This is a genomic window from Pseudomonas oligotrophica, from assembly GCF_021726475.1.
Lineage (GTDB): Bacteria > Pseudomonadota > Gammaproteobacteria > Pseudomonadales > Pseudomonadaceae > Stutzerimonas > Stutzerimonas oligotrophica.
The window spans coordinates 51,954-69,423 of the sequence record NZ_JAKJRU010000009.1 but is presented as its reverse complement, the minus strand read 5'-3'; the positions used below and the strand labels follow the sequence as shown (position 1 = coordinate 69,423).

At 70.5% G+C, this 17,470-nt stretch carries 22 protein-coding genes and 2 riboswitches; of the genes, 10 read left to right on the top strand and 12 right to left on the bottom strand.

All coding sequences use genetic code 11. The features are described from left to right. Positions 1–173 precede the first annotated feature (173 nt). Positions 174–388, top strand: a riboswitch (cobalamin riboswitch). 91 nt (positions 389–479) lie between these two features. The 4 genes from L3N39_RS17835 (at position 480) to L3N39_RS17820 (ending at position 4,924) form a co-directional block, all read left to right on the top strand. Further along, a complete protein-coding gene (locus L3N39_RS17835; protein WP_237258761.1) occupies positions 480–2,372 on the top strand; it encodes a TonB-dependent receptor plug domain-containing protein in 1,893 nt (630 codons plus the stop codon). A gap of 85 nt (positions 2,373–2,457) precedes the next feature. Then, positions 2,458–3,231, top strand: coding sequence for a substrate-binding domain-containing protein (locus L3N39_RS17830; RefSeq protein WP_237258760.1), 774 nt, complete (start codon positions 2,458–2,460; stop codon positions 3,229–3,231). Then, on the top strand, positions 3,219–4,205 hold the full coding sequence (locus L3N39_RS17825; protein WP_237258759.1) for a FecCD family ABC transporter permease: 987 nt from the start codon (positions 3,219–3,221) through the stop codon (positions 4,203–4,205). Before L3N39_RS17830 ends, L3N39_RS17825 begins: the two co-directional genes overlap by 13 nt. Further along, entirely contained in the window at positions 4,196–4,924 is a 729-nt protein-coding gene (locus L3N39_RS17820; protein WP_237258758.1) for an ABC transporter ATP-binding protein, read from the top strand. The genes L3N39_RS17825 and L3N39_RS17820 overlap by 10 nt, the downstream gene beginning before the upstream one ends. Positions 4,925–4,931: 7 nt before the next feature. Here L3N39_RS17820 and L3N39_RS17815 read toward each other — a convergent pair whose 3' ends face one another. The 11 genes from L3N39_RS17815 to nrdR all read right to left on the bottom strand — a co-directional run bounded on the left by L3N39_RS17815 (position 4,932) and on the right by nrdR (position 12,976). Further along, positions 4,932–5,339, bottom strand: a complete 408-nt coding sequence (locus L3N39_RS17815) for a hypothetical protein (protein WP_237258757.1) — start codon at positions 5,337–5,339, stop codon at positions 4,932–4,934. Then, a complete protein-coding gene (gene ribA / locus L3N39_RS17810) occupies positions 5,336–5,953 on the bottom strand; it encodes a GTP cyclohydrolase II (protein ID WP_237258756.1) in 618 nt (205 codons plus the stop codon). The genes L3N39_RS17815 and ribA overlap by 4 nt, the downstream gene beginning before the upstream one ends. A gap of 110 nt (positions 5,954–6,063) precedes the next feature. Then, positions 6,064–6,711, bottom strand: coding sequence for a retropepsin-like aspartic protease family protein (locus tag L3N39_RS17805; RefSeq protein WP_237258755.1), 648 nt, complete (start codon positions 6,709–6,711; stop codon positions 6,064–6,066). Positions 6,712–6,790: 79 nt separating this feature from the next. Then, complete coding sequence (locus L3N39_RS17800) at positions 6,791–7,282, bottom strand: phosphatidylglycerophosphatase A family protein (protein WP_237258832.1); 492 nt, start codon at positions 7,280–7,282, stop codon at positions 6,791–6,793. A gap of 49 nt (positions 7,283–7,331) precedes the next feature. Next, entirely contained in the window at positions 7,332–8,288 is a 957-nt protein-coding gene (gene thiL, locus L3N39_RS17795) for a thiamine-phosphate kinase (protein WP_237258831.1), read from the bottom strand. A gap of 13 nt (positions 8,289–8,301) precedes the next feature. Next, positions 8,302–8,781 carry a transcription antitermination factor NusB gene (gene nusB, locus L3N39_RS17790; RefSeq protein ID WP_250646618.1) on the bottom strand — a complete coding sequence of 160 codons (480 nt, stop codon included), beginning with the start codon at positions 8,779–8,781 and terminating at the stop codon, positions 8,302–8,304. A gap of 2 nt (positions 8,782–8,783) precedes the next feature. Next, positions 8,784–9,260, bottom strand: a complete 477-nt coding sequence (gene ribH, locus L3N39_RS17785; protein ID WP_237258753.1) for a 6,7-dimethyl-8-ribityllumazine synthase — start codon at positions 9,258–9,260, stop codon at positions 8,784–8,786. Between the two features lie 58 nt (positions 9,261–9,318). Beyond that, positions 9,319–10,398, bottom strand: coding sequence for a bifunctional 3,4-dihydroxy-2-butanone-4-phosphate synthase/GTP cyclohydrolase II (gene ribBA, locus L3N39_RS17780; RefSeq protein WP_237258752.1), 1,080 nt, complete (start codon positions 10,396–10,398; stop codon positions 9,319–9,321). Between the two features lie 10 nt (positions 10,399–10,408). Beyond that, the gene (locus tag L3N39_RS17775; RefSeq protein ID WP_237258751.1) at positions 10,409–11,071 is read right to left on the bottom strand and encodes a riboflavin synthase; all 663 of its coding nucleotides are present in this window, start codon (positions 11,069–11,071) and stop codon (positions 10,409–10,411) included. Positions 11,072–11,186: 115 nt separating this feature from the next. Beyond that, positions 11,187–11,332: riboswitch (FMN riboswitch) on the bottom strand. 79 nt (positions 11,333–11,411) lie between these two features. Further along, positions 11,412–12,509 carry a bifunctional diaminohydroxyphosphoribosylaminopyrimidine deaminase/5-amino-6-(5-phosphoribosylamino)uracil reductase RibD gene (gene ribD / locus L3N39_RS17770; RefSeq protein ID WP_237258750.1) on the bottom strand — a complete coding sequence of 366 codons (1,098 nt, stop codon included), beginning with the start codon at positions 12,507–12,509 and terminating at the stop codon, positions 11,412–11,414. Continuing rightward, positions 12,509–12,976, bottom strand: a complete 468-nt coding sequence (gene nrdR, locus L3N39_RS17765) for a transcriptional regulator NrdR (protein ID WP_041110273.1) — start codon at positions 12,974–12,976, stop codon at positions 12,509–12,511. The genes ribD and nrdR overlap by 1 nt, the downstream gene beginning before the upstream one ends. Positions 12,977–13,094: 118 nt before the next feature. On the opposite strand from nrdR, the gene L3N39_RS17760 reads away from it, so the two are divergent. The 4 genes from L3N39_RS17760 (at position 13,095) to trxA (ending at position 15,684) form a co-directional block, all read left to right on the top strand. Next, positions 13,095–13,517: a YbaY family lipoprotein gene (locus tag L3N39_RS17760; protein ID WP_237258749.1), complete on the top strand. Its 423-nt coding sequence runs from the start codon at positions 13,095–13,097 to the stop codon at positions 13,515–13,517. After that, a complete protein-coding gene (locus L3N39_RS17755; protein WP_237258748.1) occupies positions 13,514–14,182 on the top strand; it encodes a class I SAM-dependent methyltransferase in 669 nt (222 codons plus the stop codon). Before L3N39_RS17760 ends, L3N39_RS17755 begins: the two co-directional genes overlap by 4 nt. Next, complete coding sequence (thpR, locus tag L3N39_RS17750) at positions 14,179–14,715, top strand: RNA 2',3'-cyclic phosphodiesterase (protein ID WP_237258747.1); 537 nt, start codon at positions 14,179–14,181, stop codon at positions 14,713–14,715. The genes L3N39_RS17755 and thpR overlap by 4 nt, the downstream gene beginning before the upstream one ends. A gap of 99 nt (positions 14,716–14,814) precedes the next feature. Continuing rightward, positions 14,815–15,684, top strand: a complete 870-nt coding sequence (trxA, locus tag L3N39_RS17745; RefSeq protein WP_237258746.1) for a thioredoxin — start codon at positions 14,815–14,817, stop codon at positions 15,682–15,684. Between the two features lie 6 nt (positions 15,685–15,690). Here trxA and L3N39_RS17740 read toward each other — a convergent pair whose 3' ends face one another. Beyond that, positions 15,691–16,041, bottom strand: coding sequence for a hypothetical protein (locus L3N39_RS17740; protein WP_237258745.1), 351 nt, complete (start codon positions 16,039–16,041; stop codon positions 15,691–15,693). 110 nt (positions 16,042–16,151) lie between these two features. Here L3N39_RS17740 and L3N39_RS17735 point away from each other — a divergent pair, with 110 nt between their 5' ends. Further along, positions 16,152–16,754, top strand: coding sequence for a DUF2796 domain-containing protein (locus L3N39_RS17735; RefSeq protein ID WP_237258744.1), 603 nt, complete (start codon positions 16,152–16,154; stop codon positions 16,752–16,754). 7 nt (positions 16,755–16,761) lie between these two features. Continuing rightward, positions 16,762–17,469: an ABC transporter ATP-binding protein gene (locus L3N39_RS17730; RefSeq protein WP_237258743.1), complete on the top strand. Its 708-nt coding sequence runs from the start codon at positions 16,762–16,764 to the stop codon at positions 17,467–17,469. The last annotated feature ends 1 nt before the right edge of the window (position 17,470 follow it).

Sequence of the window (17,470 nt, the reverse complement as noted above, 5' to 3'; positions counted from 1 at the left end):
GGCTCGCAGCGCCGCAACGGGCGGGGGAAAAGCTGCGGATTCTAGCAGGCCCGCGCCCGCCAGACCCGCGGCGCCGCCAGCCAGCGTCACGCCGGGCCAGCCGTTTTTCCACCGGCGCCGCGCTTCTTGACCCGACACCTTGTGTTTGCCGGCACGGCCCCGTAAGGTGCGCGCGTTTTCTTATCCGCCAAGGTGTGCGCGCCTCCACAGGCCGCATGAAACGGGAAGCCGGTGCGTTCGCTCGAACAATCCCGGCGCTGCCCCCGCAACGGTAATCGACCGCGATCCCCGGATCGCCGTTCGCTCGGACGCCACTGTGTTTCGACACGGGAAGGCGAGCGCGATGCGTGTCGAGAGCCCGGAGACCGGCCTGGACGGATTCGACTGGTGTTGCGGAGGGCAGCACCGTCAAGCGCCTGCCTGGCTGCGCGCTTGTTCCTGCCCTCCTCAAAAGTTGCGATCTTTTGAGGAAACCACTGATGAAACTGTCCCGACTCGCGCTGGCCGTAGCCCTGCTGCCAGGCGCATCCCCCTTTGCCGCAGAACCCAGCCGCAGCGAAGCCCTGCTGCTCGACGACACCGTGGTCAGCGCCAACCGCGTGCCGCAGGCACGCAGCCAGGTTTCGGCGGCGACCAGCGTGTTCACCCGGGACGACATCGAGCGCCTGCAGGTACGCAGCGTGGCCGAGCTGCTCGAGCGCGTGCCGGGCCTGAGCGTATCCCGCACGGGTGGGGCCGGCAGCCAGACCGGCCTGTTCCTGCGCGGCACCGCCAGCACCCAGACCCTGGTGCTGGTCGACGGCCAGCGCATCGCCGCCGCTTCCAGCGGGACCAGCAGCCTGGAGTTCCTCAGTCCGGACCAGATCGAGCGTGTCGAGGTCGTACGCGGGTCGCGCTCGGCGCTGTATGGCTCCGATGCCATCGGCGGGGTCGTGCAGATCTTCACCCGCCAGGGCGGCGGCACCGGCCTGGCACCGCAGGTGCGCCTGGCAGCCGGCAGCGACGGCACCTTCGAGCGCAACCTGGGGTTGTCCGGTGGCAACGCGCAGACGCGCTTCCACCTCGGCGCCGCGCTGGACGAAACCCAGGGTATCGATGCCACCCGCGACGGCTTCGGCGCCAATGGCGACGAGGACGCCTACCGCAATCGCTCGCTGAGCCTGAACCTCGCCCATCGCCTGAACGAGCGCCTGGAGGTCGGCATCAACGCACTCGACCAGCGTGGCCAAGTCGAGTTCGACGACACCTACGCCACCTCGCTGCCAACCGTGGACTTCCAGCTCAGCAGCTTCTCGACCTACGCCGACACCCGGCTCAGCGACGCCTGGAGCAGCCGCCTCGAGATCGGCCACAGCGAGGACAAGCGCGACACCGCCAACGACCTCGCCGGCGCCGGCAGCCGCTACGCCTTCAGCACCTACCGTGACTCGGCCAGCTGGGTGAATACCCTGCAGCTCGCTCCGGCGCACCAGCTGCTGCTCGGCGCCGACTGGCACGAGGACCGCCTGCACAGCACCACCGATTTCGTCGAGGATTCGCGCTGGAACCAGGCCGCCTTCATCCAGCACCGCTATACCGCCCGCGCGTTTTCCACCGAACTGGGCCTGCGCCATGACAAGAACGAGCAGTACGGCAGCGAAAACAGCTGGAATGCGGCACTTACCGTCCCGCTGAACACCCGCAACGAGATGATCCTGTCGTACAGCGAAGGCTTCCGCGCACCGACCTTCAACGAGCTGTACTACCCCGATTCCTGCTACTTCGGCTTCTGCTTTGCCAATGCCAATCCGGATCTGTCGCCGGAAAAATCCAGGAGCTACGAACTGCAGTGGCGCAGTCGCTACAGCGACAGCGGCTCGCTGGAAGTCTCGCTCTACCGCACCGACATCGAGGATGCCATCGTCTCGGACGGCAGCACCGGGTGGATCCCCTACAACGTGCAGACGGCCCGGATCAACGGCCTGGAAGCCGCGCTCCGCCAGGACCTGTTCGGCTGGCAGGCCAGCCTGGCCGCCGGCCTGATCGATCCGCGCGACCGCGACAGCGGCCACACCCTCGCCCGCCGCGCCAAGCGCACCCTCAGCCTCGACCTGGACCGCGCGTTCGGCGACTTCGCCGTCGGCGCCAGCTGGCGCGCGGTCAGCGGCCGCTACGACGATGCCGCCAACAGCATCGCTCTGGGCGGCTACGGCGTGCTCGGCGTACGCGGCAGCTGGCAGGCGCTGCCGGAGCTGAAGCTGGACCTGAAGCTGAACAACCTGCTCGATAAGGACTATGCAGAAGCCACCTACAGCACCAGCAACGGTCGCTTCGGCTACAACACCGAAGGCCGCACCGCGCTGTTCGCCGTGACCTGGACCCCCTCGCTCTGACCCATCCGGGCCGCCGGCGGCCCGCTCGTTACCCTGCGGCGGGAGTGCTACGCTCCCGCCTCTGTCGATTCCGGGGTTCGCCGCGTTGCGAGATCTGAAACACCTCCTCTGCCTGCTCGGCCTGCTGCTGGCGCCGCTGGCCGCGCAGGCGGCGCCCAGTCGCGTCGTCTCGCTGGACCTGTGCATGGACTGGGCGCTGGCGCAGCATGCCGCGCCGGGGCAGATCGCCGCGCTGTCGCCGATGTACCGCCGCTACCCCAGGCCTGATCTCGATGCCGGCCTGCCCAGCCATGACGGTTCGCTGGAGGGCCTGGTGGCCCTGCGTCCGGACCTGGTGCTGGTCGGCCAGTACAGCGCGCTCTTGCTGCGTGAACGGCTGCGCACGCTGGGCTTGCGCGTCGAGGTGATTGCGTTGCCGACCACCCTGGCCGGCATCAGCGCCTACGAACGACGCATCCTCGCCCTGCTCGGCCAGGACCCGGCGCGCGCGCTCCCGCCACCTGCACCACGCACGCCGCGCCGCGACGCCCCGCGCCTGCTGCTGCTCGGCGGCAACGGCATCGGCACCGGCCGCGATACCTTCGAACACCAGCTGATCGAACAAGCCGGCTGGCGCAACTACCTGACGCAGCCCGGTCACCAGCGGCTCGACCTGGAAGCGATCGTCGCCGACCCGCCGGAGGCGGTGCTGTTCGCCGCCCCGGCGGCGCAGGCACTGGCCAACGGCTTCGCCATGCATCCGGCGCTGCGCCGGGCGATCCCCGCCGAGGCCTGGCTCAGCACCGACTACTGGCGCTGGCAATGCCCCGGTGGCTGGATGTGGCGCCTGACAGGACAACTCAACCAATGGCTCGACTAGTGGTCCCGGCGCTGGCCGCGCTGTTGCTGGCCAGCGCCTTGCTTTCGCTCAGCCTCGGCTCGGCCGCGGTGCCGGTATTCGGCGGCCTGTCCGACTGGCTCGCCGGCGAGGCCAGCCTGGGCGCCATCGTCATCGGCGAGATCCGCCTGCCACGCACGCTGCTGGCGATCGGCGTCGGCGCGGCCCTCGGGCTCAGCGGCGCGGCGCTGCAGGGCCTGTTGCGCAACCCGCTGGCCGACCCGGCGCTGACCGGTGCCAGCCAGGGCGCCGCGCTGGGCGCCGCCGCAGTGTTCTACTTCGGCCTGCTGCCGCAGCTGGGCAGCGCCGCCCCGGCGGTGGCCGGGCTGGCCGGTGCACTGGCGGCCTTGCTGCTGATGCTCGCGCTGGCCGGCAGTGCGCGCCCGTCGATGGTGATCATGGCCGGGCTGGCGATCTCCACCCTCGCCGGCGCGGCGCTGGCGACGGTGCTCAATTTCGCCCCCAACCCCTACGCCATGCAGGAACTGGTGTTCTGGCTGCTGGGCTCGGTATCCGAGCGCGGGCTGGAACACCTGGCGCTGCTGCTGCCTGCGCTGCTGGCCGGCTCGGCGCTGGTGTTCAGCCAGCGGCGCCTGCTCGCCGGGCTCAGCCTCGGCGAACAGGTGGCACAGAGCATGGGCCTGAACGTGGCGCGCGGCGGGCGCATCCTGGTGCTCGGCGCGGCGCTGCTGGTCGGCGGCTCGGTGGCGGTGGCCGGCACGATCGGCTTCGTCGGCCTGCTGGTCCCGCATCTGGTGCGCCCGCTGGTGCGCCACCGCCCGGAGCGCATGCTGCTGCCCTCGGCGCTGGCCGGCGGCTGCCTGGTCTGCCTGGCCGACGTCTGCGTGCGCCTGCTGCCGCCGGGCCGCGAGCTCAAGCTCGGCGTGCTCACCGCGCTGCTCGGCGCGCCGCTGTTCATCTGGCTGGTCTGGCGGGAGCGCAATCGATGGAGCTGATCACCGCGCACCGGCTGGCGGTGCCGGGCCGGCTGCACGAGGTGCAGCTGGCGCTTTCCGCCGGGCAGATGCTCGGGCTGATCGGCCCCAACGGCTCGGGCAAGTCGACCCTGCTGCAGTGCCTGGCCGGGATCGGCCGCCATCACGGGCAGGTCGTCCTCGAAGGTCGCGATCTGCAGCGCCTGCCGCCCGACGAGCGCGCCCGCCGCATCGGCCTGCTACCGCAGGCCGGCCACAGCGCCTGGGCCCTGCGCGTGCGCGACGTGGTCGCGCTCGGCCGCCTGCCGTGGCACGACCAGGGCGCCGAGGCCGTGGCCCGGGCCATCGAGCTGACCGGCATCGGCGCCTGGCTCGACGAGCGCGTCGACCGGCTGTCCGGCGGCGAACAGGCGCGGGTCTGGCTGGCGCGGGTGCTGGCCGGCGAGCCGCACCTGTTGCTGGCCGACGAGCCGATCGCCAGCCTCGACCTGCTGTACCAACGCCAGGTGATGGGGCTGCTCAGGCGCCACGCCGACAGTGGCGGCGGGGTGATCGTCGCGCTGCACGACCTGGCCCTGGCGGCACGCTACTGCGATCGCTTCTGCCTGCTGGACGGCGGCCGGGTGCATGCCTGCGGCACGCCCGCCGAGGTGCTGAGCGAGGCGAACCTGCTGGCGGTGTTCGGCGTCGAGGTGCATGTCGACCTGGCGGCCCGTCCGCCCGTGGTCGCGCCCAGGTGAGGCGGGCTCAGGCGAGCTGGCGGGGAATGCGGTAGAGGACGAAGAGCACCAGGCTGGCGAACACCAGCAGCAGCCGGGCGACCGGCTCCATGCCGAACAGTGCGCCGAGCGCCGCCAGCCAGCCGGGCAGCGAGGCGACCAGCAGGCCGCGCCGGCGGATGCGGCGCAGATCGGCCCAGGCGGCGTCTTCGTCGGCGCCGCCCAGCGCCTGCTCGGTGGCGATCAGGCCGTGCTTGTAGGCGGTGAAACTGCGCAGGCTGGGAAACAGCGCGAGCAGCCCGAGGGCGAACAGCGCCAGCCCCCAGTCCGCAGCCAGCGGCGCGAGGCGCCCGAGCAGCAGCACCGGCACCACCAGCAGGACGATGTGCAGCCAGCCGTCACGCACCAGCCGGCTGCGCCATTGCGCGCGCGTCACGACTGCTCGGCTTCGCCCTGGTGAATCTCGCCGAGCAGGTGCCCGAGCTTGCCGGCCTTGGTCGCCAGGTACTTGCGGTTGTAGGGATTGTGCGCGATCTGCAGCGGCTTGCGCTCGGCGATGCGGATGCCGAAGCCCTGCAACGCCTTCATCTTGCGCGGGTTGTTGGTCATCAGCTTGATCTCGCGGATGCCCAGGTGTTCGAGCATCGGCAGGCAGATGGCGTAGTCGCGCATGTCCGGGGCGAAGCCCAGGCGCTCGTTGGCCTCCACCGTATCGGCGCCGCCATCCTGCAGCTCGTAGGCGCGGATCTTGTTCAGCAAGCCGATGCCGCGGCCCTCCTGGCGCAGGTAGAGCAGCACCCCGCGCCCCTCGGCGGCGATGGCCTGCAACGCCGCTTCGAGCTGCGCACCGCAGTCGCAGCGCAGGCTGAACAAGGCGTCGCCGGTCAGGCACTCGGAGTGCAGGCGGCCGAGCACCGGCTCGCCGTCGGCCACCTCGCCCATCGTCAGCGCGACATGTTCCTTGCCCGTATCCTGGTCGAGGAAGCCATGCATGGTGAACACGCCGAACGGCGTCGGCAGTTTGGAGGCAGCGACGAAAACGACAGACACGGGCGGAACCCCAGAAACGGAAAGCGGATATTGTAACATCACTCGCGCCGGGAGAACCCGCCCGCGAAAGCGGCGGGCACTATTCAGCCGGCCGATGCGCAGGCGCCGTGCTAGAGCTTGGACTCCAGCATCAACACGCCCTGCTCCTCGCGCCAACTGACCCGGTTGAGGAAGCTCATGCCCAGCAGCGCATCGCTCGGCGCGTCGCCCTGCAGCACCACGGCCTCGACCCCGAGCACCTCGATGGCGCCGACCTTGATCCGGTTCAGGCGCACGCTCCAGGCCTTGGCCGTGCCGCTGGCGGTGTTCACCAGCATCGGCCGGCCGGCCACCCGGTAGTCGATACCCAGGCGCCGCGCCTGGTTCTCGTTGAGCGCCACCGAGGTGGCACCGGTGTCGACGAGGAACTGCAGCGGCTGGCCGTCGATCGCGCCGGCGACCCAGTAGTGCCCGCCATTGCCCCTGGCCACGCTCAGCTGGCTGCGGCTGGGCGCGGTGTAGCCGCCGGAATATTCGCGGCTGAGTTCGTAGCGACGCTCGATGCCGTCGACGCGCAACAGCGCGCCGTGGGCATCGGCGCTGACCACTTCGACGCCGCCCGGGCCGCGCTGGCCGGCACGCACCAGCTTGCGCTGGCCGTCGACGTTGAGCACTGCCGCGTTGGGAAACAGCCCCACCACCTGCACGCTCGAGGCGCTGTGGGCTGCGGCAGGCAGCAGCGAAAGCAGGCAGGCAAGCAGCAGGTTGGCGCGGCGCATGGGCGTCATCTCGTGATCGGCGGGGAAGCGATCTTCCGCCAGGCCGGCCACTCGCTGCCGCGACCTGCCGCACATTCGCTCATCCCAGCCAGGCGACCAGGCCGTGCATGACCGCCAGTGCCGCCAGCCCGGCGAGGATGTCGTCGAGCATGATGCCCAGGCCGCCGTGCACGTGGCGGTCGACCCAGCTGATCGGCCAGGGCTTGAGGATGTCCATCACGCGGAATACCACGAAGCCGGCGAGCAGCCAGGGCCAGCCGGCCGGCACCAGCCAGAAGGTGATCCAGATGCCGACGAACTCGTCCCAGACGATGCCCTCGTGGTCGTGCACGCCGAGCTCACGCGCCACCTTGCCGCACAGCCAGATGCCGAACAGCAGGCTGGCCGCCAGTAGCGCGGCATACCCCCAGCCCGGCAGCAGCTGCCAGAGCGGCACGAAGAGCAGCGCCACCAGCGAGCCCCAGGTGCCCGGTGCCCTGGGCATCAGTCCCGAGCCGAAGCCGAAGGCCAGGTTCTGCCAGGGATCGCGCCAGATCGCGGGGCGCACTTCGTCGCGGGTCGCCTGGTGTATTTCGCTCAAGACTCGGTCCTTTTCTGTGTACGGATCGGCCTGCCGGAACTCAGCCGAAGTGGGTGTAGCCGCGCGCTGCGACGCTGACCTCGGTGCCGCGGGCATCGAGCAGGGCCACACCCTGCCCCGCCTCGACCCGGCCGATCGGCCGCAGCGGCCAGCCGGCCTCGAGCAGCGCGGGCAATTCGGCGGGCGGCAGGGTGAAGGCCAGCACGTAGTCGTCGCCGCCGGCCAGCGCACAGCGCTCGGCCTCGGCCGCGCCGAGCAGCGCCACGGCCGCCGGCGACAGCGGCAGGCGTGATTGTTCGATGACCAGCCGCACGCCGGAGGCGCGGGCGATATGGCCGCAGTCGGCGAGCAGGCCGTCGGAGATGTCCAGCGCCGCGCTGGCCTTGCCGCGCAGCGCCTCGCCTAGGGCCAGCTGCGGCTCGGGCGACCAGTAGCGCGCCAGCAGGTGCTCGGCGACGGTCGCCTCGGCCTTTCGCTCGCCGAGTACCAGCGGCAGGGCCGCCGCGCCCTCGCCGAGCACGCCGCCGACGCAGAGCAGCTCGCCCGGCCGGGCGCCGCGCCGGGTCAGCGCCTGGCCCGCGGGGGCGCGGCCGAACACGGTGACGGTCAGGCACAGCGGCCCGCAGGTGGTGTCGCCGCCGAGCAGGCGCATGCTGCAGGCCAGCGCCATCTCGTCGAGGCCGCGGGCGAACTCGCCGAGCCAGAGCGGATCGGCCGAAGGCAGCGTCAAAGCGAGGGTGAAACCGATGGGCGCGGCGCCCATCGCCGCCAGGTCGCTGGTGGCCACCGCCAGGGCGCGCTGGCCGAGCAGGAAGGGGTCGCAGCCGTCGGGGAAATGCACCCCGGCGACCAGGGTGTCGGTGGAGATCGCCAGCTGCTCGCCGGCCGGCAGCTCCAGCAGGGCGCAATCGTCGCCGATGCCGAGCACGACTTCGCCGCCGGACCTGGCACAGGCCGCGGCGGCGAAGTAGTGGCGGATCAGCTCGAACTCCCCCAGCAAGGCGCGGGCCTCAGCGCTTCTGGCTGCGCACTTCGGCACTGCGCAGGTCGGGCGCCAGCTTGTCCAGCACGCCGTTGACGAACTTGTGTCCGTCGGTGGCGCCGAAGGTCTTGGCCAGCTCGATGCCCTCGTTGATCACCACGCGGTAGGGCACGTCGATGCGCTTCATCAGCTCGTAGGTGCACAGCCGCAGGATCGCCAGTTCCACCGGGTCGAGCTCGTCGAGGGCGCGATCCAGGTGCGGGGTGAGCGCCTGGTCGACGTCACCCTTGTTGCGTGCCACGCCGTTGAGCAGCTCGTGGAAGTAGGCGCCGTCGACAGCGCTGAAATCGTTGTCGACGCGAAACTGCGCTTCGATCTCGTTCAGGCTCTGGCCCGCCATGTGCCACTGGTACAGCGCCTGCATCGCCAGGCTGCGCGCCACCCTGCGGGTCGCGATCTTGCCCTTGGCCTTGGGCTGCGGGGCGTCCTGGCTGTCGTCGCGATTCAGACTCACTTGGCCTCCAGCTGCGCGAGCAGGCTCACCATTTCCAGTGCGGAGAGTGCGGCTTCGGCGCCTTTGTTGCCGGCCTTGGTGCCGGAACGCTCGATGGCCTGCTCGATGGAGTCGACGGTCAGCACGCCGAAGGCGACCGGTACGCCGAATTCCATGGAGACCTGGGCCAGGCCCTTGGTGCATTCGCCGGCGACGTATTCGAAGTGCGGCGTGCCACCGCGGATCACCGCGCCGAGGGCGACGATGGCGTCGTATTCACCCTGCTGGGCGACCTTCTGCGCGACCAGCGGAATCTCGAAGGCACCCGGTGCGCGGATGATGGTGATGTCGTTCTCGCTGACGCCGTGGCGAACCAGCGCATCGACCGCGCCGCTGACCAGGCTCTCGACGACGAAGCTGTTGAAGCGGCCTACGACCAGGGCGTATTTGCCCTGCGGGGCGATGAAGGTTCCTTCGATGGTCTTCAGGGGCATGGGTGCTTTCTCATCTCTTTAAAGAACGAAGGCGCCGCGGACTGCGCGGCGCCTCTGGTTATTCGGCCGGGAGATATTCTACAACTTCCAGATCGAAGCCGGATATCGCGTTGAACTTCATCGGCGAGCTCATCAGGCGCATCTTGCGCACGCCCAGGTCACGCAGGATCTGCGAACCGGCACCGACGGTGCTGTAGGTGGCGGGCGTGGGGAGCTGCTGGCGGTTGAGCTGGCTGAGCAGCTGCGGCCCGGTCAGCGGGTTGCCGAGCAGCAGCACCACGCCCTTGCCGGCCTTGGCCACCTCGCCCATCGCCGCGCGCAGGCTCCAGCGGCCGGGCACGGTGACCAGCAGCAGGTCGCGCAGCGGCTCCATGTTGTGCACGCGCACCAGGGTCGGCTCTTCCGGCGAGATCTCGCCACGGGTCAGCGCCATGTGCACGGTGTCCTCGACACCGTCGCGGTAGGTGACCAGGTTGAACTGCCCCAGCTCGGTGTCCAGCGGCTGCTCGGAGACGCGCTCGACGGTGCGTTCGTGGATCATGCGGTAGTGGATCAGGTCGGCGATGGTGCCGATCTTCAACCCGTGCTGCTCGGCGAAGACTTCCAGCTCCGGGCGGCGCGCCATGGTGCCGTCATCGTTCATGATCTCGCAGATCACGCCGGAAGGCTCGAAGCCCGCCATGCGCGCCAGGTCACAGGCCGCCTCGGTGTGGCCGGCACGCGCCAGCACGCCGCCGGGCTGGGCCATCAGCGGGAAGATATGCCCGGGGCTGACGATATCCTCGGCCACGGCGCTCTTCGCCACCGCGGCCTGCACGGTGCGCGCGCGGTCGGCGGCGGAGATGCCGGTGGTCACGCCTTCGGCGGCCTCGATCGACACGGTGAACTTGGTGCCGAAGCCCGAGCCGTTGCGCGGCGCCATCAGCGGCAGCTTGAGCAGCTCGCAACGCTCGCGGGTCATCGGCATGCAGATCAGCCCGCGGGCGAAGCGCGCCATGAAGTTGATGTGCTCGGCGGTCACGCATTCGGAGGCGATGATGATGTCGCCCTCGTTCTCGCGGTCCTCGTCATCCATGAGGATGACCATCTTGCCGGCGCGGATGTCTTCGATCAGTTCTTCTGCGGTATTCAGGGCCATGCTGGCAGTCTCACTTGTTCAGGTAGCCGTGTTCGGCGAGGAAGGCTTCGCTGATGCCGTTCGAGCTCGGCTCGGCGGCCTTGTCGCCCAGCAGCAGGCGCTCCAGGTAGCGCGCCAGCAGGTCCACTTCGAGGTTGACCCGGCGCCCCGGCCGGTAGTCGGCCATGATGGTCTCGGCCAAGGTGTGCGGCACGATGGTCAGCTCGAACTCGGCGCCATTGACCGCATTGACCGTGAGGCTGGTGCCGTCGACGGTGATCGAGCCCTTGAGCGCAATGTAGCGGGCCAGCTCGCGCGGCGCGCGGATGCGGAACTGCACGGCGCGGGCGTTATCCTCGCGGGCGACGATCTCGCCGACGCCGTCGACATGGCCGCTGACCAGGTGACCGCCGAGGCGGCTGGTGGGCGTCAGCGCCTTTTCCAGGTTGACCCGGCTGCCGGTCTTGAGGTCGACGAAGGCGGTGCGCGCCAGGGTCTCGCGGCTGACGTCGGCCCAGAAGCCGTCGCCAGGCAGCTCCACCGCGGTCAGGCAGACGCCGTTGACCGCGATGCTGTCGCCAAGCTTGACGTCGGCCAGGTCGAGCTTGCCGGTGGCCACGTAGACGCGCACGTCGCCGCCCTTGGGCGTCATCGCGCGGATGCTGCCGATCGCTTCGATTATTCCGGTGAACATGTGGCCTCCCTGTCGAGGCCGAGGAACGAATGCATTCAGTGAACTCCTGTTTGTGAAAAACAGGGCAATGCAGATCGCAGGGACTGGCCCGCCGCCGAGCGGCGCCGCCTGAATATCCCGCTCTCTCTCATCCGGACTATGACCGTCGGCTCCGGAATCGCACCGGATCTGCTGACCTCGCCGACCAGGCGGCGAGCGCTCGCGGGCTGGGCTTGCGCCATCACCGCCGGTGGGGAATTGCGCCCCGCCCTGAGAACGTCGGGCCTTGCGGCCCGGGGCGAATTTTTACCACAGATGGGCGCAACTTGCAGCCAAGCGCAGCGCCCGGCCGCTCCGGCCGCTACTTTGGCGTCGCGACGATCTTCCAGTCCTCGCCCACCGCGCGGATGTCGCGGATGCAGAGTTCGCGCGCCTCGCTCATGCGCTCGAGCGGCAGATCCAGCAGCGGCCGCGCCGCGGAGCCGAGGAACTTGGCGGCGACGAACAGCTGGTATTCGTCGATCAGCTGCAGCGCGGCAAAGGCACCGACCAGGCGCGGGCCGGCCTCGACCAGCACCTCGTTGGCGCCACGCGCGGCCAGCTCACGCAACAGCGCAGCCAGATCGACCCGTTCCTGGCCCAGCACCAGCGCCTCGTGGCCGGCGCGACGATAGGCATCCTCGCAGCCGGCCATCGCCGTGGCGACCAACACCTCGCCAGCCTGGAAGAACGGTGCATCCAGCGGCACGCGCAGCCGGCCATCGACCAGCACCCGCAGCGGCGGGCGCGACAGTGCCAGCGCGGTCTGCGCCCCGTCCAGCCCCAGCTCGGCGCCGCGCACGGTCAGGCGCGCGCCGTCCATCAGCACGGTATCGGCGCCGGTCAGCACCACGCTGGCGCGGGCGCGCAGGCGCTGCACCTCGGCACGGGCGGCCGGTCCGGTGATCCACTGGCTCTCGCCGCTGGCCATCGCCGTGCGCCCGTCCAGGCTCATCGCCAGCTTGGCACTGACGAACGGCAGGCCGCTTTCCATGCGTTTGATGAAGCCGCGGTTGAGTTCGCGCGCCTCGTCCTCCAGCACCCCGCTGGCGACCTCGATGCCGACGCTGCGCAGGCGCGCCAGGCCGCGCCCGGCGACCTGCGGGTTGGGGTCCTGCATGGCCGCCACCACGCGGGCGACGCCGGCGGCGACCAGCGCCTCGGCGCAGGGCGGCGTGCGCCCGTGATGGCTGCAGGGTTCCAGGGTGACGTAGGCGGTGGCGCCGCGGGCCTGCTCGCCGGCCTGGCGCAGGGCATGCACCTCGGCGTGCGGCTCGCCGGCGCGTACATGCCAGCCCTCGCCGACCAGCTGGCCGTCCTTGACGATCACGCAGCCGACCCGCGGGTTCGGGTGGGTGGAATACAGGCCCTGGCGCGCCAGCTGCAGCGCGCGGGCCATCCAGGCCTGATCGGGCAGCATCAGGCCTTGCCCGGATCGCGCGAGGACAGCCGCTCGATCTCCTCGCGGAACTCGTTGAGGTCCTGGAAGCGGCGGTAGACCGAGGCGAAGCGGATATAGGCGACCTCGTCGAGCTTCTGCAGCTCGGCCATCACCAGCTCGCCGAGCACGCGCGACTTGACCTCGCGCTCGCCGGTGGCGCGCAACTGGTGCTTGATGTGGCCGATCGCGGCCTCGAGGCGCTCGACGCTGACCGGGCGTTTCTCCAGTGCGCGCTGCATGCCGGCGCGCAGCTTGTCCTCGTCGAACGGCTGGCGGCTGCCATCGGACTTGATCAGGCGCGGCATCACCAGTTCGGCGGTTTCGAAGGTGGTAAAGCGCTCGCCGCAGGCCAGGCATTCGCGGCGCCGGCGGACCTGGTCGCCCTCGGCCACCAGGCGGGAGTCGATGACCTTGGTGTCATGCGCGCTGCAGAAGGGACAATGCATGGTGACATTCGTGGTCAGAGTGGAGAGGAGCGCCATGGTAGCGCATCGCCCAGGCAAGACAAACGAGGGCGCAGTACCATGCCGTACGCACTGCCACTGCCCGCCGGAGGAGCCCTTCGTGCCGTTTCGTCCCTTCCTTTTCAGCGCCGTCCTGCTCGCCGCTGCCGGCTGCAGCAGCCAGCCGAGCGAGGCGCCGGTGCAGCCGGTCGAGCTGCCGGTGCAGCAGTCGGACATCCTCAACCAGCTGCAGGGCCGGCTGCTCGGCGCCCCGGCCGGCAGCCAGGTGGAGCTGGCGCTGCTGCAGGTCGACCGCCGCGACCAGCCCGACCGCCTGCTCAGCTCGCTGCAGCTGCAGAGCCAGGGCCAGCCACTGCCGTTCGCCCTGCAGTTCAATCCCGAGGCCTTCCCCGCCGGGCGCCGGGTCGAGCTGCGCGGCCGCGTGACCCGCGCCGGACAGCTGATCATGCGCCTGCCGGCGATCCCCATCGAAAGTGCCGGCAGCCAGGCGCTCGGTGATCTGCGCCTGGTACCGGCACCATGAGCCCACCGCGCGCGCTGCAACAGGCGCTGGCCACGCTGCTCGGCGATGCGCGCCTGGGCATCGAGACGCTGCCGGGCACCGATCTGCGCCTATGGCTGATCGATGCGGTGAACATGGACCGCGCCTTTAGCCCCGACGAAACCCGGCTCATCCTCGAGGAGCCGCCCTACTGGTGCTTCTGCTGGGCCAGCGGCCTGGCCCTGGCGCAGTGGCTGGCCGAGCGTCCCGAATGGGTGCGTGGCCGTCGTGTGCTGGACTTCGGCGCCGGCTCCGGCGTCGCCGCGATCGCCGCGGCCAGGGCGGGTGCGGCCGAAGTGGTGGCCTGCGACCTCGACCCGCTGGCCCTGGCGGCCTGCCGCGCCAATGCCGCGCTGAATGACGTCCAGCTGAGCTACTCGGCGGACTTCTTCACCGAAGCCGACCGCTTCGACCTGATCATCGTCGCCGACGTGCTCTACGACCGCGCCAACCTGCCGCTGCTCGACCAGTTCCTCAGCCGCGGCCGCGAGGCACTGGTCGCCGACTCGCGGGTGCGCGACTTCGCCCACCCGCTGTACCAGCGCCTTGGCATGCTCGAAGCCTGCACCTGGCCGGACCTCGCCGAACCAGCAGAATTTCGCCGGGTCAGCCTCTACCACGCCCGCCGCGCAGAGGCGGCAGCATGAACGACCCACTGCGGCTGTTCTTCGCCCTGCCCTGCCCGGCCGACCAGGCGCAGGCAATTTGCCGCTGGCGCGACGAGCAGGGCCTGGGCGGGCGCGCCGTGCCGCCGGCGAACCTGCACCTGACCCTGGCCTTTCTCGGCGCGCAGCCGGCCGACGCACTGGCCGAGATCGCGCGCCTGGGCGAGTCGATCCGTGCCGAAGCCTTCGAGCTGCGCCTGGATCGGCTGATCAGCCTCGGCAAGGGTTTCATCTGTCTGGCGCCAGGCCAGCCGCCACGCGCACTGGCCGATCTCGTCGCCCTGCTGCGCGCCGGCCTGGCCGAGCGCGGGCTGCCGGTGGACGACCGCCCCTTCCTGCCGCACCTGACGCTGGTGCGCCAGGCAGGCGAGCGCCGGCACGGCACGAGCCCGGCGTTCGCCTGGCCGGTCGAGCGCTTCGTGCTCTACATCTCGGAGCAGGCGGCGAGCGGCGTGCGTTATCGCGAGCTCTGCAGCTGGCCGCTGCTGCGCACGCCGGCCCCACTGGCAGGCTGAGCGGCACGGCTGCAGACCACGCAGGCCCTTGCATGGCATCGCCATTGCCCCCATGTCATGCTGCAACGCTTTTTCATGTTCCTGCCGAGACGCTTACCGATGAGCCAGAGTCCCTTCATCTTCGATGTCACCAGTGCCAACTTCGAGCAGCTGGTGCTGGAAAACTCCTTTCACAAACCGGTGCTGGTGGACTTCTGGGCCGAGTGGTGCGCGCCGTGCAAGGCGCTGATGCCGCTGCTGGCGAAGATCACCGAGGAATACGCCGGCGAGTTGCTGCTGGCCAAGGTCAACTGCGACATCGAGCAGGACGTGGTGATGCGCTTCGGCATCCGCAGCCTGCCGACGGTGGTGCTGTTCAAGGACGGCCAGCCGGTCGACGGCTTCGCCGGGGCGCAACCCGAATCGGCGATCCGCGCGATGCTCGAACCGCACGTGCAGCTGCCGCCGGCGCCGGAGGCCGACCTGCTGGACAGCGCCAGGGCGCAGTTTGCCGAAGGCCGCATCGGCGAGGCGGAAAGCCAGCTCAAGCAGTTGCTCGGAGAGGACAACGAGAACGCCGAGGCGCTGATCCTCTATGCGCGCTGCCTGGCCGAACGCGGCGAGCTGGGCGAGGCCGAGGCCGTCCTCGATGCGGTCAAGGGCGATGAGCACAAGCAGGTGCTGGCCGGCGCCCGCGCGCAGCTGACCTTCCTGCGCCAGGCCAACGACCTGCCCGAGCCCGCCACGCTGAAGTCGCGCCTGGCGCAGGACCCGTCCGACGACGAAGCCACCTATCAGCTGGCCGTGCAGCAGCTCGCCCGGCAGCAGTACGAGGCGGCCCTGGACGGCCTGCTCCGGCTGTTCGTGCGCAACCGCGGCTTCAACGAAGGCGTCGCGCACAAGACCCTGCTGCAGGTCTTCGAGCTGCTCGGCAGCGATCACCCGCTGGTCGGCCAGTACCGCCGCAAGCTGTACCAGGCGCTCTACTGAGCCGGTTCAGCCGATCCAGCGATAGGTCGGCGCGTGGGCGCCGGGCTCGACCTGCACCTGCGCGCTGTGACGCAGCCTGACCAGCAGCCGCTTGGCCGCCTGCTCGCTGCCGGCCAGCGCCTTGAGTTCCTCGAACAGCTGCGGGCCGTCCAGCGCGCCGGCCTGGCGCAGCCGTTCCTGCGCCGTCAGCCAGAGGCCGTCGTCGCCACGACGAGGCGCCTCGCCAGCTGCCGATGCAGGAGCCGCCAGCGCTGGACCGACCGTCAACTGCGTCGCCAGCCGGGCCCAGTCCTCGTCGTCCAGTTCGATGGCCAGCTCCACCGGCCATTCGCCGATCTTCCCGGATACCCTGATCATCGCTGCCTCCTTCCTCGAAATGCGGCCATGCTCACATGACTGCCCGGGCGCTGGCCAGCGAGGCGGAAAAGTTGTTATAACGTAACCCCTCAAGCCCGCCCGGACCCGCCATGCGCCAGCTGCTTCTCGCCCTGCCCCTGTCCCTCCTGCCGCTGGCCGCGCCCGCCCTGGCGGCCGATGCGGCGCCGCACCACACCCATGCCGACGCCCACGGCCATGCCGCGCTGCCGGCCCACGAACACGGCACGGCGGAGCTGGACGTCGCGGTCGACGGCGCGCTCGTGGAGCTGGAGCTGCGCAGCCCGGCGGCCAACCTGCTCGGCTTCGAGCACGCCCCGGACGGCGACGCCGACGAGCGCCAGGTCGCACAGGTGCGCGCGCACCTGGAGCAGCCGCAGTGGCTGTTCGGCCTGCCGGAACGGGCGGCCTGCTCGGTCGAGGAACAGGCCATCGAGAGCCCGCTGCTCGGCGGCGGCCATGCCGGCTACAGCCGCGGCGGCGCACCGAAGGAGGCCGCCAGCCAGGGCGAGCACACCGACATCCACGCCCGCTACCGGCTGCAATGCGCCGAGCCCGCGGCGCTGACCAGCCTCGAGCTGGGCGAGCTGTTCACCGCCTATCCGCAGCTGCAGCGCGTTCGCGTCCAGCTGCTCGGCGCCAGCGGCCAGCGTGCCGTAGAACTGGAACCGGGCCGCAGCGCCCTCGCACTCTGAGCGGTCGATGACCACGCCGCTGCTCGACATCGATGACCTGCACTTCGCCTGGCCGGGCCAGCCGGAGCTGCTGCACATCGCGCAGCTTCGCCTGGACGCCGGCGAGCGGGTGTTCCTCGAAGGCCCGTCCGGCAGCGGCAAGACCACCCTGCTGGGCCTGATCGGCGGCGTGCAGACCGCCAGCCGCGGGCATGTACGGCTGCTGGGCGCCGACCTGGCGGCCCTGCGCGCCGGTGCCCGCGACCGCCTGCGGGTCGACCACACCGGCTTCATCTTCCAGCAGTTCAACTTGCTGCCGTTCCTCTCGGTCGAGGCCAACGTGCTGCTGCCCTGCCAGTTTTCCGCACTGCGCCGCCAGCGCGCCTGCCAGCGGCACGGCAGCGAACGCGCCGCGGCGGGCCGCCTGCTCGAACATCTCGGCCTCTCGCCGGCGCTGTTGCCGCGCCGTGCCGGCGCGCTGTCCATCGGCCAGCAGCAGCGCGTGGCGGCGGCACGGGCGCTGATCGGCCAGCCGGAGCTGGTGATCGCCGACGAACCGACTTCGGCGCTGGATGCCGACCGCCGCGACGGCTTTCTCCGCCTGCTGTTCGACGAATGCCGCGCAGCGGGCGCCAGCCTGTTGCTGGTCAGCCACGACCGCAGCCTGGCCCGGCACTTCGACCGCCGCCTGGCGCTGCCCGAGCTGAACCGGGCGCACCCGGCCACGGAGCGCTGAA